At 62.7% G+C, this 24,077-nt stretch carries 18 protein-coding genes; 16 read left to right on the top strand and 2 right to left on the bottom strand.

From position 1 onward, the window contains the following. Positions 1-616 (top strand): MFS transporter (locus tag GOEFS_RS08645; protein ID WP_007317516.1); only part of this gene is annotated, 616 nt, incomplete at its 5' end. A gap of 111 nt (positions 617-727) precedes the next feature. Here the strand turns inward: GOEFS_RS08645 and GOEFS_RS08640 are convergent. Continuing rightward, entirely contained in the window at positions 728-4,255 is a 3,528-nt protein-coding gene (locus GOEFS_RS08640) for an indolepyruvate ferredoxin oxidoreductase family protein (protein ID WP_007317515.1), read from the bottom strand. A 333-nt stretch (positions 4,256-4,588) separates the two neighbouring features. Between GOEFS_RS08640 and GOEFS_RS08635 the strand changes: the two genes are divergently transcribed. The 11 genes from GOEFS_RS08635 (at position 4,589) to purH (ending at position 19,685) form a co-directional block, all read left to right on the top strand. After that, positions 4,589-6,121: a carboxyl transferase domain-containing protein gene (locus GOEFS_RS08635; protein ID WP_050949837.1), complete on the top strand. Its 1,533-nt coding sequence runs from the start codon at positions 4,589-4,591 to the stop codon at positions 6,119-6,121. A gap of 4 nt (positions 6,122-6,125) precedes the next feature. After that, positions 6,126-8,258 carry an acetyl/propionyl/methylcrotonyl-CoA carboxylase subunit alpha gene (locus GOEFS_RS08630; protein ID WP_040524793.1) on the top strand — a complete coding sequence of 711 codons (2,133 nt, stop codon included), beginning with the start codon at positions 6,126-6,128 and terminating at the stop codon, positions 8,256-8,258. A gap of 7 nt (positions 8,259-8,265) precedes the next feature. Continuing rightward, positions 8,266-9,414, top strand: coding sequence for an acyl-CoA dehydrogenase family protein (locus GOEFS_RS08625; RefSeq protein WP_007317512.1), 1,149 nt, complete (start codon positions 8,266-8,268; stop codon positions 9,412-9,414). After that, the gene (locus GOEFS_RS08620) at positions 9,411-9,929 is read left to right on the top strand and encodes a MaoC family dehydratase (protein WP_007317511.1); all 519 of its coding nucleotides are present in this window, start codon (positions 9,411-9,413) and stop codon (positions 9,927-9,929) included. The genes GOEFS_RS08625 and GOEFS_RS08620 overlap by 4 nt, the downstream gene beginning before the upstream one ends. Before the next feature lie 3 nt (positions 9,930-9,932). Next, positions 9,933-10,793 carry an HpcH/HpaI aldolase/citrate lyase family protein gene (locus tag GOEFS_RS08615; RefSeq protein WP_007317510.1) on the top strand — a complete coding sequence of 287 codons (861 nt, stop codon included), beginning with the start codon at positions 9,933-9,935 and terminating at the stop codon, positions 10,791-10,793. Positions 10,794-10,831: 38 nt separating this feature from the next. Next, positions 10,832-12,475 (top strand): AMP-binding protein, encoded by a 1,644-nt coding sequence (locus GOEFS_RS08610; RefSeq protein ID WP_007317509.1) that lies wholly within the window; start codon positions 10,832-10,834, stop codon positions 12,473-12,475. Next, the gene (locus tag GOEFS_RS08605) at positions 12,475-14,514 is read left to right on the top strand and encodes an acetoacetate--CoA ligase (protein ID WP_040524792.1); all 2,040 of its coding nucleotides are present in this window, start codon (positions 12,475-12,477) and stop codon (positions 14,512-14,514) included. The genes GOEFS_RS08610 and GOEFS_RS08605 overlap by 1 nt, the downstream gene beginning before the upstream one ends. Positions 14,515-14,665: 151 nt before the next feature. Continuing rightward, on the top strand, positions 14,666-15,736 hold the full coding sequence (locus tag GOEFS_RS08600; RefSeq protein WP_007317507.1) for a hypothetical protein: 1,071 nt from the start codon (positions 14,666-14,668) through the stop codon (positions 15,734-15,736). A gap of 137 nt (positions 15,737-15,873) precedes the next feature. After that, positions 15,874-17,439 (top strand): cell division protein PerM, encoded by a 1,566-nt coding sequence (locus GOEFS_RS08595; protein ID WP_138917943.1) that lies wholly within the window; start codon positions 15,874-15,876, stop codon positions 17,437-17,439. Between the two features lie 21 nt (positions 17,440-17,460). Then, a complete protein-coding gene (purN, locus tag GOEFS_RS08590) occupies positions 17,461-18,099 on the top strand; it encodes a phosphoribosylglycinamide formyltransferase (RefSeq protein WP_007317505.1) in 639 nt (212 codons plus the stop codon). Then, positions 18,096-19,685 carry a bifunctional phosphoribosylaminoimidazolecarboxamide formyltransferase/IMP cyclohydrolase gene (gene purH / locus GOEFS_RS08585; protein ID WP_007317504.1) on the top strand — a complete coding sequence of 530 codons (1,590 nt, stop codon included), beginning with the start codon at positions 18,096-18,098 and terminating at the stop codon, positions 19,683-19,685. The genes purN and purH overlap by 4 nt, the downstream gene beginning before the upstream one ends. 160 nt (positions 19,686-19,845) lie before the next feature. Here the strand turns inward: purH and GOEFS_RS08580 are convergent, their stop codons facing one another. Then, entirely contained in the window at positions 19,846-20,721 is an 876-nt protein-coding gene (locus GOEFS_RS08580; RefSeq protein ID WP_007317503.1) for an endonuclease domain-containing protein, read from the bottom strand. 334 nt (positions 20,722-21,055) lie between these two features. On the opposite strand from GOEFS_RS08580, the gene GOEFS_RS08575 reads away from it, so the two are divergent. The 4 genes from GOEFS_RS08575 to GOEFS_RS08560 form a co-directional block, all read left to right on the top strand. Further along, positions 21,056-21,922, top strand: coding sequence for an ABC transporter permease (locus GOEFS_RS08575; RefSeq protein ID WP_007317502.1), 867 nt, complete (start codon positions 21,056-21,058; stop codon positions 21,920-21,922). Positions 21,923-21,929: 7 nt separating this feature from the next. Beyond that, complete coding sequence (locus tag GOEFS_RS08570; protein ID WP_007317501.1) at positions 21,930-22,961, top strand: taurine ABC transporter substrate-binding protein; 1,032 nt, start codon at positions 21,930-21,932, stop codon at positions 22,959-22,961. After that, positions 22,945-23,766: an ABC transporter ATP-binding protein gene (locus GOEFS_RS08565; RefSeq protein WP_007317500.1), complete on the top strand. Its 822-nt coding sequence runs from the start codon at positions 22,945-22,947 to the stop codon at positions 23,764-23,766. Before GOEFS_RS08570 ends, GOEFS_RS08565 begins: the two co-directional genes overlap by 17 nt. Then, a partial coding sequence (locus GOEFS_RS08560) for a TauD/TfdA dioxygenase family protein (protein WP_007317499.1) occupies positions 23,763-24,077 on the top strand: 315 nt, incomplete at its 3' end. The genes GOEFS_RS08565 and GOEFS_RS08560, both read left to right, overlap by 4 nt.

Raw genomic sequence — 24,077 nt, 5'->3', positions numbered from 1 at the left:
CGGTATCTTCCTGTTCCTCACTTACTACCTGCAGCAAAACCTGGGCTTCACGCCGATCTCGACCGGCCTGGCCTTCCTGCCGATGATCGGTGTGATCATCGTGATGTCGACGCTGGCCACCGCACTTCTGTTGCCGCGGTTCGGACCTCGGTGGATGGCGGCGTCGGGCATGTTCATCGCCGCGGCGGGCATGGTCTGGCTGGCACAGCTCACGGCGACGTCGGCGTACTCCACCGATGTCTTGCCGGGTCTGCTCGTGATCGGTTTCGGTCTGGGCCTGTCGATGGCGCCGGCCATGCAGGGCGCGATCTCCGGTGTCTCCTCGGACGACGCCGGCGTCGCCTCGGCAACTGTCAACACGATGCAGCAAGTTGGCGGCTCGGTAGGAACTGCGCTGCTGTCCACCATCGCGGCAAGTGCCGCAACGTCATTCACGACAAGCCACGCGACACTGGCCGCACCCGCGCTCGCCGCACAGGCGGCGGTGGCCAGTTACACCACCGCGTTCTGGTGGGCCGCGGCGATCTTCGCGATCGGCGGCGTGGTGGCTGGAGTGGTGATGCGCAGCGGCAAGTTGCCCGATACCCCCGAAGGCGCGGTAGCGATGGGGCACTAGGCAATCGGAGCTACTGACAAACCGGGGCTACTGACAACTGGAACTGTCCCCGTGACGCGAGCAGACGCTATATCGCCGTCTGCGAGCGCCACGGGGACAGTTCCAGTAGTTCTAGCCGAGTGCCGTGAGTTGACGGTCGAGTTCGGCCCGGTATCGCTCGACGTTGGCCATCTTCACGCCCTCGTAGCCACGGACCATGTCAGGCAGTTCGGCGATCGCCGTCGCCGCGGCCACCTGTTGCGGACTCGGCGACGTTCCCAATCGCGCCAGGAGCTGGTCGATCGCCGCGCGATATTCGACGACGAGCGCTCGCTCGGTGCGCCGAATCTCGGTGTGCCCGAACGGATCGAGTGCTGTCCCGCGCAGTCGCTTCATCTTCGCGAGGCCGGTCAGTCCGGGTTTAGCCCAGCGACCCAGCGACATCTTCTCGCGCATACCCATCGCGCGCAGTGTTGGTGGATGTAACCGGACCGCCACCTTGGCATCGGCTCCGAAGGTATCGGCCACCTCGGCCGCGAAGGCCGCATCGCCGGTAAGTCGGGCCACCTCGTACTCATCTTTGTACGCCATCAACTTGAACAGGTTGCGTGCCAACGCAATCGTGAACTCTTCGCCCAGGCCGGCTAGATGTACCCGAGTGACATCGGCTAGATAGGTCCGCGCGTATTCCTCGTTCTGGTACGCGATCAGCTCGTCGTAGCGGCGCGTCACCGTCGCCGCCAGCTCGCCGTCGAACTCCGCGGAAGCACGTGTCGCCGCAGCCGACGGCGTGTACTCCGGGACGCTGACCCGGACCGAATCGGCCGCTGCCGCAACCCCGTCCGGGTCGATGACGGCTTGGCGCCCTCGCCGGAACGCCTGGACATTCGCCTCGACGGCGACGCCGTTGAGTTCGATGGCCCGCTCGATCGACTCCGCTGAGATCAGCAGTGCCCCGGTCTGATACGCCGCTCCGACCATCATCATGTTCGCGTATTGCTCGTCGTCGAACAGCTCCTCCGAGAGTGCGGCAGCGTTCAGGTACACGGCCCGCGCGACACGGGCGTCGATCGACGAATGCACCTGTGTCGCAGCCGGAAAGCCGACGCGAGTGTCGACCACCATCGAACCCGTCGGCACCTTGGCCGTCGATACCACCGCAACCGTCTTCGACGCCGATGCCACCTTTAGATTCGCCGGATCGGCGCCAACGAGTTGGTCGCACGCAAGGTATACGTCGCAGTCATCGCTGGCGATCTTGGCAGCCTGCTCGATCGGCTCCGCGGACACTTTTAGGTCGCTGACCACCGCGCCGCCCTTCTGTGCGAGGCCGGTCATATCAACGGTGCGCGCACAGTGTCCGTCGAGAACCGCGGCGGTGGCGAGGACCTGCGACACCGTCACGACTCCGGTGCCGCCGATCCCGGTGACCCGGATGGTGAAATTCCCTGTCGCGATGGGGGATCGGTCTGGTTCGGGCAGCGCTGCCGCCAACGCGGGGACCCGGTCCCTGGCTCGCTGCGAGCCGGGCGTGACGGTCACGAAAGCCGGACAGTCACCTTTCAGGCAGGAGAAGTCGAAGTTGCATGAACTCTGGTCGATATGCGTCTTTCGGCCGAACTCAGTCGAAACCGGATGCACCGAAAGGCAATTCGACTTCTCGCCGCAATCGCCACATCCCTCGCAGATGCGTTCGTTGATCATCACGCGCTGCGTGGGAGTCGCGACGGTCCCGCGCTTGCGCTTGCGACGGTTCTCCGCGGCACAGTGTTGATCGTGGACGAGTACCGAGACACCAGGTATCGACGCCAACTCGGTCTGGATGTCGAGCATGTCGTCGCGGTGGCGTACTTCAACACTGCCGGGCAGGCCCAGCGCACGCGTGCGGCCGGGATCGTCCGACGTCACAACTACCTTGGCAACTCGTTCTGCCAGAAGCAGATTCACTATCTGCGGCAGATCCATCTCTCCGACCGGGTCTTGTCCGCCGGTCATCGCCACCGTCCCGTTGAACAGGAGTTTGTAGGTGATGTTCTCGCCGGATGCCACCGCCGCGCGCAGGGCGAGGGATCCAGAATGCATGAATGTGCCATCGCCGACGTTCTGCACGAAGTGTTTCTCGTCCACGAATGGCGCCATGCCTAGCCACTGCGCACCTTCGCCGCCCATCTGGGTGACGCCCGCTACATCACCGACCTGCTGCGGGTCCATCAGTAGAACCATTGCGTGACAACCGATTCCAGCGCCGACGAGTGTGTCGTCGGTAACTTTGGTGGAGCTGTTATGCGGACATCCCGAGCAGAAATACGGTGTGCGTACCGCCAACGGCAGATTGATCCGCTCCCGGCGGTTCATATGGTCATCCAGCCAGCGCTGTGCCGATTCGATGTGGTGGTGGCCGCCGAGTCGCGACGCCATCCCGCGCGTGACGGCATCGACGTCCAGTTCGCCGAATCGGGAGAACAGCGTCGAGCCGTCCTCGTGATTCTTACCGACGATGGCGGGGGCGTCAGGACGTCGAAAGAGTATGTCGCGCATCATGGTTTCGATGAAATCGCGCTTCTCCTCCACGACGATCACCTCGTCGAGTCCAGCGATGAACCGATCGAGAATGCCACGTTCGATCGGATAAACCATGCCGAGTTTGAGGATGCGGATGCCGAGGCGGGCCAGGTCGGAATCGGATATTCCTATGAGCCGCAATGCTTCTCGCATGTCGAGGTAGGTTTTTCCGGCCGCTACTATGCCGATTCGGTCGTCGGCGGTATGCGCGACGATCTGATTCAGGCCGTTTAGCCTCGCGTATTCGAGGGCGCGCGGGAGCCGGATGGTCAGCTGATTCTGTTCCAGCTCCATAAGATTCGCGCCGAGTAGTCGTCCGCTCGGGATATGCGGACTGGTACCGAGACTGCCGTACTCGGCGACGATGCCGTCGGGGTCGACTGCGGCAGTCGATGCGCCGTCGGCTACGTGCGCGGAGATCTTGAGTGATGTCCACAATCCCGACACGCGGCTCATCAAAGCGGCGTGTACCCCGAAATCCAGGATGTCGGCGCTGTCGGCGGGATAGAGGATCGGCATATACAGGTCGGCGAGCGCCATCTCCGATGCGCACGGCACGGTCGACGATTTGGCACCGGGATCATCGCCCACGAGGGCCACCGCGCCCCCGTTGGGATGGGTGCCGATGATATTGGCGTGCCGCAGCGCGTCTGTTGCGCGGTCGAGGCCGGGCGCCTTGCCGTACCAATACCCGACGACACCATCGCGATGCGCCCCAGAAGCGTCGGCGGCCAGATGGCCGACGCGGGCGGCGACCTGCGAACCCATCACCGACGTCGCCGCGAGTTCTTCGTTGAGTCCGGGGCGGTGTGTGATGTCGTAGGGGTCGAGGTATTTGCGGCGTCGCGCGATTTCGAGGTCGTAGCCGGCGAGGGGCGAACCCTCGTACCCGGAGATGAACGACGCGGTTCGCAGCCCCGACGCGCGGTCGACGATGGCACGGTCGCGGACCATGCGGACCAGGGCTTGGATACCGGTGAGATAGATGGTTCCCGACTCGCGTGTATAGCGATCATCAAGGGAAAAGGAGCCGCCTGACGCGGCGTCGATGGGGGCGGTCGCGTGGGCGCGGCGTGCGCGATCATCAGCGAGGGTCATGGGATTACCTGGCCTTCGTTATGGCCCCGACGTCGGCGACCCAGAGGGTGGTGGGCGCGTCGCGGAGCGGGCTGTGGTGGACCGCGGGGTATGCGATCCATCCACCAGACTAGTAAAAGAACGTGAGCAGCGTCACGCCGGATGGAAGAATTATCGTTCTAGGTGACAAGTGTGGTGGCAGTCACCTACACTGCATTCAGTTAATCACTAGTAACTGAAAGGTTTTCGGTGGCCAGCACATTCGACGACCCGCTCCCGGGACATGACGACCCGCTCGCTCCGCTCCCGGCGTCGGCGTCGGCGTCGGGACACAGGTCGACGCACCTCGCCAACGTGGGCACCTTGCGCGAGCGGCTACGCGAAGCGGCGGCCGGTGGTGGCGCCAAGGCCCGCGAGCGTCATACCTCTCGCGGCAAACTGCTACCGCGCGACCGGGTGGATCTACTCCTTGACACGGGCTCGCCCTTTCTGGAAGTCGCCCCGCTGGCCGCCTTCGAGATGTACGGCGGCAAGGCGCCGTCCGCGGGAGTCATCGCGGGCGTCGGTCGGGTCAGTGGACGTGAGTGCATGATCGTCGCCAACGACGCCACCGTATCCGGAGGCACCTATTACCCGGTGACTGTCAAGAAGCACCTGCGCGCGCAGGAGATCGCCGCCGCCAACCGACTGCCCTGTATCTACCTGGTCGACTCAGGCGGTGCGATGTTGCTGCAGCAGGACGAGGTGTTTCCGGACCGGGATCATTTCGGGCGGATCTTCTTCAACCAGGCCAATTTGAGCCGCAACGGTATTCCGCAGATCGCCGCGGTGCTGGGTTCGTCGACTGCCGGCGGTGCCTATGTTCCCGCGATGAGCGACGAGACCGTGATCGTCCGCAATCAGGGAACGATCTTCCTGGCCGGTCCGCCGCTGGTGAAGGCGGCCACCGGTGAGGACGTGAGCGCGGAGGATCTGGGTGGCGGTGCGATGCACTCGTCGGTCTCGGGCGTCACCGATCATCTCGTCGACAATGACGAGCAGGCGTTGGCGAAGGTGCGCGAGATCGTCGCAACTCTCGGCCCGCGTGAACCAGCGCAATGGGAAGTGTCGCCACCGGCGCAGCCGTCGCGTCCGCAGAGCGATCTCTACGACGTCGTGCCAACCGATTCGCGCACACCCTACGATGTCCGGGAAGTCATCGAAATCCTCAGCGACGGTGGGCAATACACGGAATTCAAGGCGAATTACGGTACGTCGCTGGTGACCGCTTTCGCCAAGATCGACGGCCACCCGGTTGGTTTCGTCGCCAACAACGGGGTGTTGTTTTCCGAATCCGCGCTCAAGGGTGCCCATTTCATCGAACTCTGCGACCAACGCCGTATCCCGCTGGTGTTCCTGCAGAACATCACCGGGTTCATGGTTGGCCGCGAATACGAAGAAGGCGGCATCGCCAAGAACGGCGCCAAGATGGTCAACGCCGTTGCGTGTGCACGCGTTCCAAAACTCACCGTGATGATCGGCGGGTCATTCGGGGCAGGCAACTATTCGATGTGCGGTCGCGCGTACTCGCCCCGCTTTCTGTGGATGTGGCCCAACGCGCGGATTTCGGTGATGGGCGGCCCACAGGCCGCCGATACGCTGGGAACAGTGCGCCGCAACCAGATTGAGCGCTCCGGGGACGAATGGTCGGCCTCCGACGAAGAGGCGTTCAAGGCGCCGATTCGCGAACAGTTCGAGAAGCAGTCGGATGCTTACTATTCCACCGCTCGACTGTGGGATGACGGCATCATCGACCCGGCCGATACCCGCACGATTCTTGGATTAGCTTTGGAGGCAACCCGATACGCGCCACTAGCCGATGCCGGCTACGGCGTATTCCGGATGTGATGACATGACTTCGACTTCTACTTCGACTTCTACGAAATCTATTCGCCGCGTCCTTATCGCCAATCGTGGTGAGATCGCCTGCCGGGTAATCGCCACATTGCGCCGCCTCGGTATCGAGTCCGTCGCCGTCTACTCAGACGCCGATGCGAACGCTCAGCACGTGCACGATGCCGACATTTCGGTTCGTATCGGGCCGCCGCCCGCTGTCGAGAGCTATCTCAGTATCGACGCCGTCGTCGACGCCGCACGGCGCTCCGGTGCGGACGCGGTGCATCCGGGTTACGGATTCCTCTCCGAGAACCAGCAATTCGCGGCCGCACTCGATGATGCCGGGATCATCTTCTTGGGGCCACCCGCGTCAGCGATCGCGACGATGGGGGACAAGATCTCCGCTCGTGCGGCCGTCGTCGAACGCGGTGTCCCGGTGGTGCCGGGGCTTTCCCGGCCGGGACTGACCGATGATGAATTGATCACCGCCGCACCGGAGATCGGCTTCCCGGTTCTCATCAAACCGTCCGCGGGCGGCGGTGGGAAAGGTATGCATCGCGTCGAAACGGCCGATGCGCTGCCGCGCGCGCTCGCCACGGCACGCCGTGAAGCGGCTGCCGCCTTCGGCGACGACACCCTATTCCTCGAGCATTTCGTTGACACGCCACGACATATCGAGGTGCAGATCCTCGCCGACAAGTACGGCTCTGTCATCCATCTCGGCGAGCGTGAATGCTCGTTGCAACGTCGTCATCAGAAGGTGATCGAAGAAGCGCCGTCGGCGCTGTTAGACGCTGCGACGCGCGAGCGCATCGGGGAGGCCGCATGCGACGCCGCTCGCAGTGTCTCTTACGTTGGTGCTGGCACAGTCGAATTCATCGTGTCCGCGCACCGGCCCGACGAGTTCTTCTTCATGGAGATGAATACGCGTCTGCAGGTGGAACATCCGGTAACCGAGATGGTTACCGGTGTCGATCTGGTGGAACAGCAGTTGCGGGTCGCGTCCGGTGAGCGGTTGTCGTTGTCGCAGAGCGATATTCGACTGACCGGCCATGCGGTCGAGGCTCGGGTGTACGCCGAGGACCCGGCCGCCGGGTTCTTGCCGACCGGCGGCACCATCGTCACCGTGCGTCATCCGGTGACACCGAACATACCGACGGGGTCGTCGGTACGAGCCGATTCAGCGATGCGTGACGGATTGGTCGTCGGCTCCGACTATGACCCGATGCTCGCGAAAATCGTTGCCTACGGCGATGATCGGGCGACCGCGTTGGCCCGTCTCGACGCCGCGTTGTCGAAGACCCACGTGCTCGGGGTCGGGACGAATATCGACTTTTGCAGGTTTGTGCTCGCTCGTCCAGAGGTAGCGGAAGCTGAGCTTGATACCGAGTTGCTCGATCGGCTGGTCGTTGACTACGCGGCTCCCGCAACGGATCCGGCTGCGGTGGCGCTGGTCGCGCTGCACCAGACAGGGTTAACCTGTTGGACGAGTGCCGGGGAGACCGTGTCCGCCGGGACGTCTTCTCGCCGTTGGTCGAGTGCCGGCGAGGCGCTAGCCGAGCCGGTGTATCGAGACCACGGCCTGTGGCATACCGCCATCGGTTGGCGCATCGGGGACACCGCCACCCTGCGCCATACCGTCACCGACGGCGCGCGCACATTCGTCTCTGAACTCGTCCCCGAGGCCACTGGAGCGTCCGCCACGATCACTGCCGGCGACGAATCATCTTGGTCGGCAACGGTATCGGCGACCGACGCGCAACTTACCGTCGACGGTCTCACGGCGCAGTGGTCGCTCGCCGTTGACGACGACGCCGCGACCTGGGTCGCCGGGCCGACCGGCACCTGGATACTGCGACCAGTACATGTGCTCGCTGATGACGCCGACGCTGAGCACGCCGGCGACATAACCTCGCCGATGCCGGGCACGGTTGTCGCGGTGCCCGCGGTCGATGGCGCCGACGTGGGCGTTGGGGAAGTCGTCGTCGTCGTTGAGGCGATGAAGATGGAACACGCGTTGACGGCGCCGACTGCCGGGTTCGTCGCGGTCAAAGTTGCCGTCGGCGACAAGGTCAAGGCCAATCAGCTAGTAGCGCACGTGCAGGCAACTGTCCCGAGTGAATCGGAAACCCAGGAAGAGAAGGCATAGCAACGCAATGGAATTGAGCCAGGAATACGCCGACCTCCGAGACAGCGTCCGCGATTTCGCACAGCAGGTGGTCGCGCCGGTCTCCGCCAAACACGATGCGGAGCACAGCTTTCCGTATGAGGTGGTCGCGCAAATGGGCCAGATGGGTCTGTTCGGACTGCCTTTCCCCGAGGAAATCGGCGGTCAGGGTGGTGACTACTTCGGTCTTGCCCTCGCTCTCGAAGAGTTGGGCAAGGTTGATCAATCGGTGGCGATTACGCTCGAAGCCGGTGTGGGCCTTGGCATTATGCCGATCTATAAGTTCGGCGACCAAGAGCAGAAGGACACCTATCTTCCCGACCTCGTGGCTGGTAAGGCGTTGGCGGGCTTCGGGCTCACCGAGCCGGGTGCCGGATCCGACGCCGGCGCCACGGCGACCACCGCCAGCGACGACGGTGACTCGTGGGTCATCAATGGCGCCAAGCAATTCATCACCAACTCCGGCACCGACATCACCTCGTTGGTGACGGCTACCGCGGTAACCGGGGCGCCAGCATCGGGCGGTCGCAAAGAGATCTCGACGATCATTGTGCCCAGTGGTACAGCCGGATTCGTCGCTGAACCGGCCTACAACAAAGTTGGCTGGAACGCCTCGGACACGCACCCGCTGTCGTTCTCCGATGTCCGCGTTCCCAAGGGGAATCTGCTGGGTGAGCGCGGGCGTGGATACGCTAACTTCCTCAACATCCTTGACGAGGGGCGAATCGCGATTGCCGCGCTCGCCACGGGCGTAGCTCAAGGCTGTGTCGACGAATCGGTGAAGTACGCCAAGGAACGTCAGTCCTTCGGCAAGGCGATCGGCGACTACCAGTCGATTTCTTTTGCCATCGCGCGGATGGAGGCTCGCGCCCACGTCGCGCGGACCGCCTACTACGACGCCGCGGCAAAGATGTTGGCGGGCAAGCCGTTCAAAAAGGAAGCGTCGATCGCCAAGATGATCTCGTCCGAGGCCGCGATGGACAATGCGCGCATGGCGACCCAGATTCATGGCGGCTACGGCTTCATGAATGAGTATCCGGTAGCCCGGCACTACCGCGACTCGAAGATACTCGAAATCGGTGAGGGCACCACCGAGGTGCAACTCATGCTTATCGCACGAGAATTGGGTTTCGCGTGAGTGCGCCCGGTGCCGGCGGACGATCGAAACGAATCACACAGCGTGGCTTGTGGTTCGAGGAATTCGACGAGGGCTCGATCTATGAGCATCGTCCCGGCCGCACCGTCACCGAGGCTGACAACGTCCTATTCACTACTTTGACGATGAACACCCAGGCCTTACATCTCGACGCGGCCTGGTCGGCACAACAGTCCGGCTTTGACGGACAGCGTCTGATCAATTCGATGTTCACGTTGTCTACCATCGTCGGACTGTCGGTGTCGCAATTGACCCAGGGCACCTTGGTCGCAAACCTGGGCTTCTCCGAAGTCGCCTTTCCCGCACCGCTTTTCGCCGGGGATACGTTATACGCGGAAACCGAATGCGTGAGCAAACGGGAGTCGAAGTCACGCCCCGGAGAGGGCGTGGTCAACCTGGTGCACATCGGTCGCAATCAGGATGGCGTCGTCGTCGCCCGTGCGGCGCGTGCCACCCTGGTGCGTAAACGTCCCACCTCCACCGTCGAAGGGAATTGATCGGTGTCCATCGCAGGAACGCCCACCGGAGCCAACGCTTGGTTACCGCCGGGCCCGGCTCTTCTGTTCTGCCCCGCGGATCGTCCGGATCGCTATAACAAGGCACTCGAACGTGCCGACGCGGTCATCCTCGACCTCGAAGATGCTGTGGCGCCCGAGAATCGGCAGGCTGCCCGTGAAGCACTGGTGGCCAACCCCCTTGATCCGGATCGGGTTATCGTCCGAATCAATCCACCGGCCACCGGTGACCATCGCCGCGACCTCGCGGCTATTGCCGACACCGACTACCGAGTGGTCATGGTGGCCAAGGCCGAGACGCCCGAGTCGGTTATCGCAACCGGCCTCCAGTCGATAGCGCTCATCGAGACTCCGCTTGGCGCGGTGCGTGTGAACGAGATCGCCGACGCTGCCAACTGTATCGGATTGATGTGGGGCGCAGAGGATCTCATCGCCGGGCTGGGTGGAAAGTCGAGTCGGTTCGGGGCGGGAGAACAACGGCCGGGAACATATCGCGACGTTGCGCGGCACGTCCGGGCATCGGTCCGTCTTGCCGCGGCCGCATATGGGCGATTTGCCATCGACGCGGTACATCTGGACATCGATGACGTCGACGGCCTGAGCGCCGAAGTTCGCGACGCGGTAGCGCTCGGATATACCGCGACCGCGGTGATACATCCTTCACAAGTCGAGATCATCCGCTCCGGATATCGTCCCGACGACGATGAAATCTCTTGGGCGCGTGAAATATTGGCCGCTGCGAAAGACGCGCCCGGTGTGTTTAGTCTGAACGGTCAGATGATTGACGGTCCGGTGCTTCGGCAGGCCGAGAGCGTACTCGCCCGCATCAACAACACGGTGACCTAACTCGCCACTCACCACTCTGATCGGATAGGGCTTGGAATATGATCGCGCAGACCCCCACCACTCCGGAGCCATCGTACGCACAGGCCGCAGCTGGACCGGCACTGCTAGATGACACCATCTATGACAACTTCTCTGCGACCGCCGCGAAATTCGGGGACAACCTGGCGTTGGCCGAGGCCGCGAGTGGCCGGACGTGGACCTATCGCGAATTACACCGGGAGGTAGAGGCATTGGCCGCGGGGCTGCTGCGTTCCGGCATCGCCAAGGGAGACCGGGTGGGCGTGTGGTCGCCTAACCGATCGGAGTGGACGATGGTGCAGTACGCGACGGCGGCCATCGGCGCGATCTTGGTCAATATCAACCCCTCCTACCGGCAGACGGAGGTGGATTTCGCTCTGGGCCAATCGGGAATCACGACGGTGTTCGCAGCCCCCAGGTTCAAAGATTCCGATTACCCCGGAATGCTCGAGCGCGCACGGACATCGGTGCCGAATCTTACTTCTGTTGTCATCTTCGAGTCAGCGGAATGGCAAGCGCTGCTTACTGATCCGTCAGCCGATGAACGTGGTGCGGTCGCGGCGCGCGCAGCGTCGTTACATCCGGATGACCCGATCAACATCCAGTACACCTCCGGAACTACCGGCGCGCCCAAGGGGGCCACGCTGACCCATCGAAATATCTTGAACAACGGATACTTCGTCGGAGAACTGATCAACTACACCGACGCTGATCGAGTCTGTCTGCCGGTGCCGTTCTATCACTGTTTCGGGATGGTGATGGGCAACCTTGCTGCGACGAGTCACGGTGCGGCGATGGTCATTCCGGCGCCGGCCTTCGATCCGGCGGCCACACTTTCTGCGGTAGAGAAGTATCAGTGCACCAGCCTCTACGGTGTGCCCACGATGTTCATCGCGGAGCTATCGCTACCCAACTTCGACGACTACGACCTGACCACCCTGCGCACCGGAATCATGGCCGGATCGCCGTGTCCCGAGCAGGTTATGCGCCAAGTCGTCGAGCGTATGCATATGAGCGAGGTGTCGATCTGCTACGGGATGACGGAGACCTCGCCGGTCTCCACCCAGACCCGAGCCGATGACGAGTTGGAATTGAGAGTTACCACGGTTGGGCGCGTTGGCCCGCATTTGGAAATCAAAGTCGTCGATCCGGTCACCGGTGAGACGGTGCCACGGGGTACTCCCGGCGAATTCTGCACCCGCGGATACAGTGTGATGCAAGGGTATTGGAATCAGCCGGAGAAGACCGCCGAGGTCCTCGATGCCGAAGGTTGGATGCACACCGGAGATATCGCGGTGCTGGCCGACAACGGCTATGTACAAATCACCGGACGAATCAAAGATATGGTGATCCGTGGTGGCGAGAATATCTATCCCCGTGAGATCGAAGAATTTCTCTACACTCATCCAGATATTCTCGATGCGCAGGTGATCGGTGTACCCGATGCCAAGTACGGCGAGGAATTGATGGCGTGGGTGCGGCTGCGGGATGGTGTCGCCGACTTCACCGTCGAGGATCTGCGAACGTTCGCCGACGGCCAGATCGCGCGACACAAGATTCCGAGATATGTCCGGGTGGTCGACGAATTTCCAATGACCGTCACCGGCAAGGTTCGGAAAGTGCAAATGCGTACCGAGGCAGTCGAATTGCTTGGGCTGGAGTGATGACGACCCAGATGGAGAGGTTCGCCGAACTGGCGTCGGAGCGGACCGGTCGTCGATTGGATGGTTACGACGCCCTGTGGCGTTGGTCGATCGAAGACTTGGCCGGCTTCTGGCGGGCGGTTTGGGATTTCTACGGCCTTGATGATCACGCCACTGTTCCGCTGGGACCGGCGGCGTCGGATGTGCTTGCCGACTCGACTATGCCTGGTGCCCAATGGTTTCCGAAGATCCGACTGAACTACGTCGATCAGGTGGTCGCGCATGCTGGGCTGGCCGGTGCGGCGATCGTCGGACTCGACGAGAGCGGCGCACGAACCGAAATCGGTTGGGCGGAGCTGCCGAATCGAATCGCTGAGGTGGCACAGGAGTTGCGTCGGGCGGGTGTCGGCGTTGGCGACGTGGTTTGCGCCTATCTGCCCGATATCCCCGAAGCCGTTGTCGCCTTTTTCGCTACGGCATCGATCGGTGCGATCTTCTCTGGATGCGGTGCCGATTACGCGCCCGAGGGAGCCGCCGGACGGATGGCACAACTGTCACCCAAGGTGCTCTTCACCGCGGACGGTTACCGCTATAACGGCAAGCAGATCGAGAAGAGTGCCGACAACGCGGCTCTCGCCGATCTTCTCGGCACCGTGACCTTGGTAGTGAATGTCGGTGCGGAATACGGTGATTGGCGCGTGCCGGTGGTGTCCTATGCCGCATTGGCGCAAACACACCGCGGAGCATCGCTGGTGACGGAGAAGGTTGAGTTCGCGCACCCGCTGTGGGTGTTGTTCAGTTCGGGGACGACCGGCAAACCGAAGGGGATCGTGCACGGTCATGGTGGTGTTGTCGTCGAACACCTCAAAGCTGCTGGGCTGCACGGTGACCTGACGTCTGGTGACGTGTTCTTCTGGCAGACCGCGCTCAGCTGGATGATGTGGAATTTCCAAGTCGCCGGGTTACTTTGCGGCGCAAGGATAGTCACGTATAGCGGCTCGCCGCTCTATCCGGATGCCGACCGGATGTGGTCGCTCGTCGCGGATGAAGGCGTCACGTATTTCGGTACGAGTCCGGGACAGTTGCAGGCGTCGCGGAAGGCGGGGTTGCGCCCTGGGACCGACCACGACCTGTCGGCACTGCGGTGCCTCGGCAGTACCGGATCTACCTTGGCCGCAGACCTTTTCGGGTGGGTTGACGAGAACGTCAAGTCGGGGCTGCCGGTGTCGTCGATCAGCGGCGGGACCGATGTGGTGTCGGCCTTCGCCGGTGGATCAACCGGTATACCGGTGGTGGCGGGCGAACTGTCGGTGCGCTATCTGGGTGTCGCACTGGATAGTTGGGCACCCGACACCTCCAGTTTGCGCGGCGAGGTGGGCGAAATGGTCATCACCGAGCCGATGCCGTCGATGCCGATCTACTTCTGGAATGACGACGACGGCACTCGTTATCGGGATGCGTATTTCGCCCACGAGTGGCCCGGCGCCGGGAGCGGAGCGAGCGGGCCGAATGTTGCGAGCGCCGGGAGCGGAGCGAGCGGGCCGAATGTGAGCGGCGCCGGGAGCGGAGCGAGCGCGCCGTCGAATTCCGTGTGGCGTCATGGTGATTGGGTGACGGTGACCGAACGCGGTTCGCTGATCATTCACGGCCGCAGCGATGCGACGTTGAACCGGCACGGGATTCGGATGGGGTCGGCGGATATCTACGAGGTGGTCGAGGGGCTCGATGAGATCGCCGAGGCTTTTGTACTTGGGGTGGATGGCCCGGACAGCAAGTACTGGATGCCGCTATTCGTCACGCTGGTTCCCGGCGCGAGACTCGACGATTCGTTGACGTCGAAGATTGCATCGACCATCGCTGCCAGATTGTCGCGCCGGCACGTCCCAGATGAGGTGTTGGTGGCACCCGGTATCCCGCACACCAAGACTGGGAAGAAACTCGAAGTTCCGGTCACCGCGATTCTGGCCGGTCGCGACAATGTGAGTATCGACCCGCGGGCCGTCGACGACTACCCTCTTGTTGAGTGGTTTGCCCAGGTAGGCGCAGCACATAAGTGGTAGCGATCTAGTACTTTTGGGTCGGTCGTTTGAGTGGATGACAACGTCGATTCGTCGTATATCGGCGGTGATGTATTAGCGTGGTCACCGAAGTCGAGCGACCGGGCAATGCGCGTGCGCCGTACACAACTGTCTAGCAGGAGATGTCTGAAACATGAGTTACCAGCAAGGTGGGTCGGGCTACGGCCAGCAGCAATACGGGCAGCAAGGTTACGGCCAGCAGCCCGGTCAATATGGCCAGCAGCCAGGTGGTCAGCAGCCGGGCCAGTACGGCCAGCAGCCGCAGCAGGGTTATGGTCAGCAGCCGGGTCAGTACGGTCAGCAGGGCTACGGTCAGCAAGGTCAGTACGGCCAGGGGTACGCCCCGCCGAAGCCGCCGAGCCAGGGGTTGCCGGCCAACATCGGACAGATTCTCGCGATCGCGGTGGCGGGTATCAGCGGGTTGACGGTCTTGCTTGGTCTATTCCACTACGGCTTCTTCGTCTCTGAAGGTGTCTTCCTCGCGGTTCTTGCCCTGGTTACGCTGGTAAGCGACAAGATCGACTCGAAGGTTATCGCGACGATCGTGGGCGCGTTCTCCGTCGCGGCGTTCATCCAGAAGGTGTATGACGTCATCCATACAGCAGTGAAGTCCAGCGATGACGCATACGGCATTTCCTTGCCGGGCAACACTTTCTGGGACTACATCTACCTCTTCCTCACGCTTCTCCTTGCTGCCGTCGCGATTCTCTGGCTCCTGGTCGCTCTGGAGAAGGTCAAGGTCGCGCCTGCCGCCGGTACTTCGACGGTAAGTACCACTGGCGCATCGGCGGTTCCGGCAACCGCGACGTCGGCAACTCCCGCCGCGCAGACGCCGTCTACCGACTCGGGCGCGCAGGGTTACGGTCAGGCGCAGAGCTACGGTCAGGCGCAGAGCTACGGTCAGGCTCAGGGTTACGGTCAGTCCCAGGGGGCCGCCGCGCCCGCGCAGACCTACGGTCAGCCTCAAGCGCCCGCACAGGGCTACGGCCAGCCATCGGCGGTCGACCCGCAGCAGGCGCCGTATGCGCAGACGTCCTACGCGCCGGCCACCACATCAGCTCCACAACCTGCCGCGCCGACGACGGCTTTCGGTGCGTCCGATCCGGCCGCACCGACCGCGTCGGAGCAGGGGGCCGGTCAGTCGCCGACGGACCCGCCCGCCGACAATTCGGGTAACGCGACGACAGTCTTCAATAGGGACTGACACTCGTCTTAAGGGTGCCGCACGGTTGATATAGCCGTGCGGCACTTTTGTTTTGTCCGCGTTCGGCCTGTCACAACTTGGTTCCGCGCGGCGCGCCCCCTTCGAGTCGTCGGACCGACATGCCACTCTCGATGGTGATGAGTCCGAAACCTGCCGAAACAAAATCCGAGAGCCTCGCGACGCGGCTGCGTGAGTTGCGGCAAGTTCGTCGTGCGCAGGTGGTCGGCTCGGAGAGTTCCGCGCGCGAACTCGTGCTGGTCGCCTTTGGTCTGCCGATCGCGGTAGTGCTTGGACTAACGGTGATCGTGGGGATCACCGTCGCAGCGGCCGGGGGCGGATTCGGCGGGATCGGCGCGTCGATCGGGTCCGCATGGCTGGTCATTCATCAGGTACCGCTGACGATCGCGGGTGTCACGCTCGGCGCTCTGCCGCTGCTCCCGACGCTCGTTCTGGTGGTCCTCGCCGCCAAGGCGGTGAAACCCGCGATCGGCGAGCGTCGGACGATTTACGAACTCGGCGCGTTGTTCGCCGCCGCTATCGGTGGCCCGCTGATGATTACTGCCCTTGCGATGGCCGTCGTCATGGATGGACAGTCGACACTTCCGGTGCAGAGTCCAACACCGTTGGCGGCATTCGGTTGTACGGTGCTGATCCACGGATTGGCAACGGCCATCGCGGTCGTCGGTGTCCGCTGGCGGGAGTGGGCACACGCGCGCGGGTTTACCGCTGGGCGCGCCGACGATTTCGCCCGCGCTTGTCGACTCGGCGCCATCGCGGTACTCGCCCTGATCAGCGTCGTCTGCTTGATCATCGCGGTGATGCTGGTGGTGCGGCATTCCGCGGTGGCCACGCTTATTGATCAAACGAACGGGGTCGACGGCTATCTCGGGTTGATCATCCTGTCGGTGCTGTATCTGCCCAATCTCGCGGTGGCCGGCGCGGCTGCGTTTGTCGGTGCCGACGTCAACGTCGGGCTGGCGTCGCTTACCCTGCTCGACGCGCACGGGGGTGCGGTCCCGCCCCTGCCGTTGATGGCCGTGCTGCCCGACGGAGAGCTAGGCAAGGTCGCCGCGGTCGGGTTTGTCGTGACCGCGCTGGTCGGCGGTTACGTCGGATGGCGTTGCCGGGACCGGGATTTGGTCCGCAACCTCCGGCTGGTCGCGATTGCCGGTGCCGTTGCCGCCCTCATCATGGTCTTGGCGACCTGGGCGAGCAGCGGTGACCTCGGCGAGCTGGGCACGTTCGGTGCGAGTGTGCCCGTCGCGGGAGTGTTCACCTTCATCGCGGTCGGTGTGCCTGGAGTACTGGTTGCGCTTGTCAACGCGCTGATGCCGGCGTCGAAGGCGGCGCGCGCGGTTGGCGTCGACGACGAATACGACGTCGAGGATGAGGGCGCTGAATACGCTCAGTATGACGGCGACGAGTATGACGAATACGAGGACGCCGAATACGAGGACGAGTCGGACGACTCCGACGAATACAACGAGTACTACGTCGATGATTTCGATGCGGACGACTTCGATCCGCACTCCTACACCCCCAAAGCTGCTGACGAGACCGACGAAGAGGTCACAGCGCAGATCTTCGATGATTCGACGTCGTCGGCGAGTCGAAGCGTGCGTGGACGCGGGCTGAGCCGCGCAGATTATGAGGACGTTGACTACTTTGACGACGAAACCGAGGTCACGGGTAAACGCTCGTAGCGCAAGCTCTAAGCTAGTCGGGTGACCGATGCGCTGACCCATGCCTTGCCGACGGGTCCGCGCACACCTATCGTCGTGCTGGCTTCGGGTGCTGGATCGTTGATGTCGGCTCTGCTCGACGTCGCGGGCGGCGACGATTCTCCCTATCGCGTGGCCGCGGTGGTAGTCGACCGCGAATGTCATGCGGCAGAACATGCCGCCGCGCGCGGCATCGACGTGAAAACCGTCCGCCTCGGCGACTACGCGGATCGAACCGAGTGGGATCGCGCACTGACCGAATGTGTCGCGGCTTATGAGCCCGACTACGTCGTGACTGCCGGATTCATGAAAATTCTTGGTGCGGAATTCCTTTCGCGTTTCACCGCGCGAATCATCAACTCCCATCCCGCGTTGCTGCCGGCATTTCCTGGTGCGCGCGGGGTGGCCGACGCGCTGGCGTACGGCGCAAAGGTCACCGGAACCACGGTGCACCTCGTCGACGCCGGGGTCGACACCGGCCCCATCTTGGCGCAGGCCCCGGTCATCATCAGCCCAGATGACACCGAGGCGACCCTGCATGAGCGCATCAAAGCTGTTGAGCGCGTTTTGCTTACCGACGTGGTGGCGGCAATCGCTGCGCGCGGCGTTGTTACCGACGGACGAAAGGCCCATATTCCGTGAATGCTCCTACCGCTGCAGATCCCACCCGGCGACCGGTGCGCCGCGCGTTGATCAGCGTGTATGACAAGTCTGGCCTGACCGACCTGGCGGCCGCGTTGCATGCTGCCGGAGTCGAATTGGTTTCGACCGGTTCGACCGCCAAAACCATTGCCGCCCAATCTATTCCGGTAACCGAGGTGTCAGAGATCACCGGTTTCCCGGAATGCCTGGAAGGTCGTGTCAAGACCCTGCATCCCAACGTCCACGCTGGCATCCTGGCCGATACTCGCAAGGACGACCACCTAAATCAATTGGGCGAGTTGGGAATCGCCGCATTTGAACTGGTGGTGGTGAATCTGTACCCCTTTACCGCGACGGTTGCTTCGGGTGCGACTCCAGATGAGTGCATCGAGCAGATCGACATCGGCGGTCCGTCGATGGTTCGTGGCGCTGCCAAGAATCATCCGTCGGTCGCTGTCGTGGTCGATCCGTCCGCGTACGGCGAGGTAACCGAGGCGGTCGCCGCAGGCGGGTTCACCCTGGCGCAGCGACAGCAGTTGGCGGCCAAGGCTTTCCGCCACACCGCTGACTACGACGTCGCGGTGGCATCGTGGATGGGTTCGGTTGTCGCACCCGAGGTTTCGGCAGATGGACCGTCATCGCCGTTCCCGTCGTGGATCGGTGGCACCTGGGAGCGGTCCGCGGTCCTGCGCTACGGCGAGAATCCGCATCAGGGTGCCGCGCTGTATGTCGGCGCTGCGGGCGGTGGCCTAGCGTCGGCCGAACAGCTGCACGGTAAAGAGATGAGTTTCAACAACTTCACTGACTCCGACGCCGCGTGGCGCAGCGCCTACGACTTTGACGGTCCGGCGGTAGCAATCATCAAGCACGCCAACCCATGTGGCATCGCTGTCGCTGACGACATCGCGCAAGCGCACCGCAAGGCCCACGAGTGCGACCCGGTTAGTGCTTACGGCGGCGTGATCGCGGCCAATACCGAGGTCAGCGTCGAGATGGCCGAGCAGGTCGCCGAGATCTTCACCGAGGTGATCATCGCGCCGTCGTATGCGGATGGTGCGCTGTCGGTGTTAACGCGCAAGAAGAACATCCGGGTATTGCGGGCGCAGCCGCCGCAGCGCGCTGGTGCCGAGATGCGGCCGGTGTCGGGCGGACTGTTGTTGCAGCAGCGCGACATCCTCGACGCCGAGGGTGACAATCCCGCCAATTGGACGTTGGCGACCGGCGAAGCGGTCGATGCCGCGACGTTGGCCGACCTCGAATTCGCTTGGCGCGCATGCCGTTCGGTGAAGTCGAATGCGATCTTGCTGGCGAGTGACGGTGCTTCGGTAGGTGTTGGCATGGGCCAGGTCAATCGCGTCGACTCCGCACATCTGGCGGTGCAGCGCGCCGGTGAGCGCGCGGTAGGCAGTGTGGCGGCGTCGGATGCGTTCTTCCCGTTCCCCGATGGTCTACAAGTGTTGACCGCCGGTGGCGTGAAGGCGATTGTGCAGCCCGGTGGATCGATCCGCGACAACGAGGTCATCGAAGCGGCTGCCGAAGCCGGTATTACGTTGTATCTGACCGGCGCAAGGCATTTCGCGCACTAGTTGGTAGGCGGCTGAAGTCTGCGTCGTGGCGGCTGCTGGGGGAGTAGTTCCCCTGGGTGCGCTGGTGTTGCAGGTTTGAGTTGGGCTGAAGTCTGCGTCGTCAGGTCGGTCGGGGGAGTAGTTCCCTCGGATGCGCTGGTGTTGCAGGTTGCGTCCAGCGCTAGCCTCGGTTCGTCTGCACGACGGCATAGGGTCGGTAGGGCCGACGGTGTCGGTCCCGGTCGGTGATGGCCCGAATATCGTCGACGACAGCAGGCCAGTTGTCGGTGAGCTCGGAGGCCATGATGCGGATGGTCATCATTCCCTTCTTGAGAGTCATACGATCGCGCCTGCAATCGCTTAGCTTTTGCCGCTCGGCGAGGTGGTGAGTGTTGCTGTCGCACTCGATGATGAGCGAGCCGATGCGTAGGTCGGCATGTTCGTCTCCGCTGATGGGCGGCTGGACTCGGACGTCGAATCCCAACGCGCGCAATCTGATTCGGACAATCGACTCGGGACCCGACATCGCACGACCATCGCTTTTGGCCAGCATCTCCTGGACGGTTGCCGAGATGTGGCCCATCTGTGTACGAAGATCGTTCTTCGTTACCGAGGTGTAGTGGAGTATCGAGTCGCATACCGCGATCCAATTTTCCGGAGACAGGCAGCGGACCGCGCATCCCAGCGCGACGGGCAGCGAATCCACCGCGCCGCGCAGAGGCATCGGCTGACCGTGGCCTTGGCACCAGGTGATATTCGGTGCATCGACAACGGACTTGCCGTAGCGGCTGAGTCTGCCATGAGGTACTGCGGGTTCGGATGGCAGATAAAGATTGGGGTGGAGGGTCTCCTTGTAGAACTGTATGGCTGAGAGGCAACTCAGGACGCCGCCGGCTTTCACGATGTCGACGGCTAGCGGCGCGGCATTCGCGACATGCCACCATCCTCGCCTGCAGTCGAAGATGATGCGATCCTTTGCCGCGCGCCTGATGTCTGCCGCGGTCGCACCGAGTGAGTGAAGTTCGGCGGTTGAATAGACTCCAGTGTCTTGTGCCATACGCCTTTAGACGCGCCGGAAGCCGATCTGGTTTCGTCATACTGCAGTCTGCGGCGTCAGGCCGGCTGAGGGCATAGTTCCCTCGGCGACAGTTATGTTGCAGATTTCGGCCCGGCCGCAATCTGCGACGTCACGCCGGGCGAGGGAACCTGTCCCTCACCGCCCTCGACGTCGCAGGTTTCAGTCAGCCGCTATCTGCCTCCTCAGTCTGGGCGAGGGAGATACTCCCTCGCCAGCGCCTCGACATCAGAATTCAGCGACCGCGCCGCTCCGACTTTCCCTCGCCACGATTCAAAGTATGTTGACGGCGCGGATCAGCCGGTACGAATAGCTGGTGAGTGTATTTGTCGACATCGCCGAGCAGGTGCCGCCCGACGTTGGGCGACCCGGCAAGGCCCGAAAAAGGCAGGCCAAACGCGGCTGGCTCGCCAAATTCGGCCTACCGGTCGTGTCGGTGATCGTATTCGTGGCGGTGTGGGAACTTGCTGCTCTGAGCGGCACGTGGAGTGAAACCTTTGTGCCGTACCCCAGCACCGTGTGGCGCGCATTCGTCGACTTGTCGACTACGCACGACGGCGTGCGGGGCTACCAGGGGTACCTGTTGTGGGAACACCTCTACATGACCCTGCGCAGGGTGTTCGCCGGTGTGATTATCGGTGTCGTCTTCGGCGTACTTCTCGGCCTGGCAATGGGCACCTTCACCTGGGTTCGACGGCTGCTGGAACCATGGCTGACATTCCTGCGCGCGCTACCGCCGCTAGCGTATTTCTTCCTGCTGGTTATCTGGCTGGGCATCGATGAAGCTCCGAAGATCACGTTGCTCGCACTCGCAGCGCTTCCGCCCGCCGCAGTCGCGACCACCGCTGCTGTAGTCGCCGCACCGGTCGGCCTGGTCGAGGCCGCGCGTGCGCTCGGCGCATCGCCGCGGCAAGTTGTGCGCGACGTCGTCATTCCGTCGGCGCTTCCCGAAACATTCACCGGCATAAGGCTTTCGGTCGGCATGGCCTACTCATCGGTGGTGGCCGCCGAACTCTTCAACGGTATCCCCGGGATCGGCGGCGTCGTGAAGGACGCCAGCAACTACAACAACACACCCGTTGTATTGGTCGGCATTTTCGCCATCGGCATTTCCGGGCTGATCATCGACGGTGTGCTGCGCGCAGCCGAGGTGCGCGCTGTTCCGTGGCGCGGAAAGGTCTAGTCCCGCAATGAAATCACTGATCAAGAGCCTGTTCGCATTTCTCGCTATCACCGTAACTTTCGCCGGCTGCGCAATCGATCACTCCGGCCAAGACAGTTCCAAGCCGACGATTCGTATAGCCTACCAGTCATTTCCGAGTGGCGATCTCATCGTCAAAAACAAACGCTGGCTCGAACAGGCGCTGCCTAAGTACAACATCAAGTGGACGAAATTCGACTCGGGCGCCGACGTCAACACCGCATTCGTCGCGCGCCAAATCGACTTCGGCGCAATCGGTTCGGCGCCGGTGGCGCGCGGATTGTCGGCGTCGCTGAATATCGCCTACCAGGTGGCATTCGTACTCGACGTCGCTGGCGACAATGAAGCACTCGTCGCCCGAAATGGTGCTGGTATCAACACGATTGCCGATCTGCGCGGCAAACGTGTGGCGACAGCATTCGCGTCGACGGCGCACTACAGTTTGCTGGCGGCGCTCGATCAGGCTGGTATCGCTGCCTCCGACGTCGACCTCATCGACCTTCAGCCGCAGGCTTCGTTGGCCGCGTGGGACCGGGGCGATATTGATGCCGTATACACCTGGCTCCCCACGTTGGACAAGTTACGCGCCAGTGGCAAGACACTCATCGCCAGCAGGCAGCTAGCGACCGCCGGTAAGCCGACGCTCGACTTAGGCGTGGTGTCAACGGCTTTCGCGACTTCTCATCCCGACGTCGTCGACACCTGGCGGCAGATTCAGGCGCGCGCGCTGACCACGATCAAGAACGATCCGCAGTCGGCGGCGGACGCGATAGCCGCCGAGATGGGCACTACGGTCGATGACGCGAAAAACCAACTGGGTCAAGGGACATATCTCACGGTGGCCGAGCTCACCAGCCCGACATGGCTGGGCACCGACGGAAAGCCGGGCAACCTCGCCGTCAATCTACAGTCCGCTGCTCAGTTTCTTGCGGCACAACAACAGATTCCATCAGCGCCAAACCTGGAGACCTTCCACAAGGCGGTTTACACGAAAGGGTTGCCCGGTGTCTTCACTCAGTAAAGAGATCGTCGGTGAACTCTCGGAGCCGCGAGCTGATCGCGGATCCATCAGTATTCGCAACGTATCTCAGACTTATGGCAACGGATCCGACGCAGTGACCGCGGTCGGTCCAGTTGATCTCGATGTTCCGCCCGGTGAGTTTCTGGTGCTAGTCGGCGCTTCGGGGTGCGGTAAGTCGACGTTGTTGCGGTTGATCGCGGGCTTTGAGCAGGCGACCATCGGTGACGTCGCGGTTTCCGGTGGCAGTCCGGTGCCGGGTGTTACCTCCGGTGTTGTCTTCCAGCAACCGCGCCTGTTTCCGTGGCAAACCGTCGGCGGCAACATCGATCTGGCACTGAAGTATGCGAAGGTTCCGAAAGCTCAACGCGCAGAACGACGTAACGAACTTCTCGATCGAGTTGGTTTGGCCGACACCGGAGACCGTCGTATCTGGGAGATCTCGGGTGGTCAGCAGCAACGCGTGGCGATAGCACGGGCATTGGCGGCCGAGACATCGTTGCTGCTACTCGATGAACCATTCGCCGCTCTCGATGCGCTTACTCGTGAGCGGCTGCAGGAGGATCTGCGGCAGGTGAGCGTCGAATCTGGGCGGACCAGCGTGTTCGTCACCCATAGTGCGGACGAGGCGGCCTTTCTGGGCTCGCGCATCGTCGTACTAACCAAACGTCCCGGCCGTGTGGCACTTGATATTTCGTCGAGCCTGCCACGTGACGGGGCAACTCCCGACGAGCTGCGCGGCTCGCCGGAATACGCAACTCTGCGGGCCGAAGTCGGCTACGCGGTGAAGGAGGCGGCAGCAGCATGAGCATTACCACCCACTCAGTTACGACGGTGCGCAGTGGCGTCGAGCTCGATATCGACCGGTTCGGGCCGCACTTCGGCGCGCAGATCTCCGGTGTCGACATCGCGTCGGCCACTGACGATCAGGTCCGCGCGATCCGTGCCGCGTTGGTGGAATTCAAGGTTCTGGTCTTTCGAGGACAGCAACTCGAGGACGCCGAGCATATCGAATTCGCCAACCGGCTAGGCGATCTCACCACAGGACACCCAGTTCACGACAGTGGCGACGACGTTCCCGAGCAGATGTATTCCCTCGACAGCGCCGACAACGGTTTT

The organism is Gordonia effusa NBRC 100432 (genome assembly GCF_000241305.1).
Classification (GTDB): domain Bacteria; phylum Actinomycetota; class Actinomycetes; order Mycobacteriales; family Mycobacteriaceae; genus Gordonia; species Gordonia effusa.
Note: the sequence above shows the minus strand (reverse complement) of the source record. Positions and strands in the feature narration are given on the sequence as shown.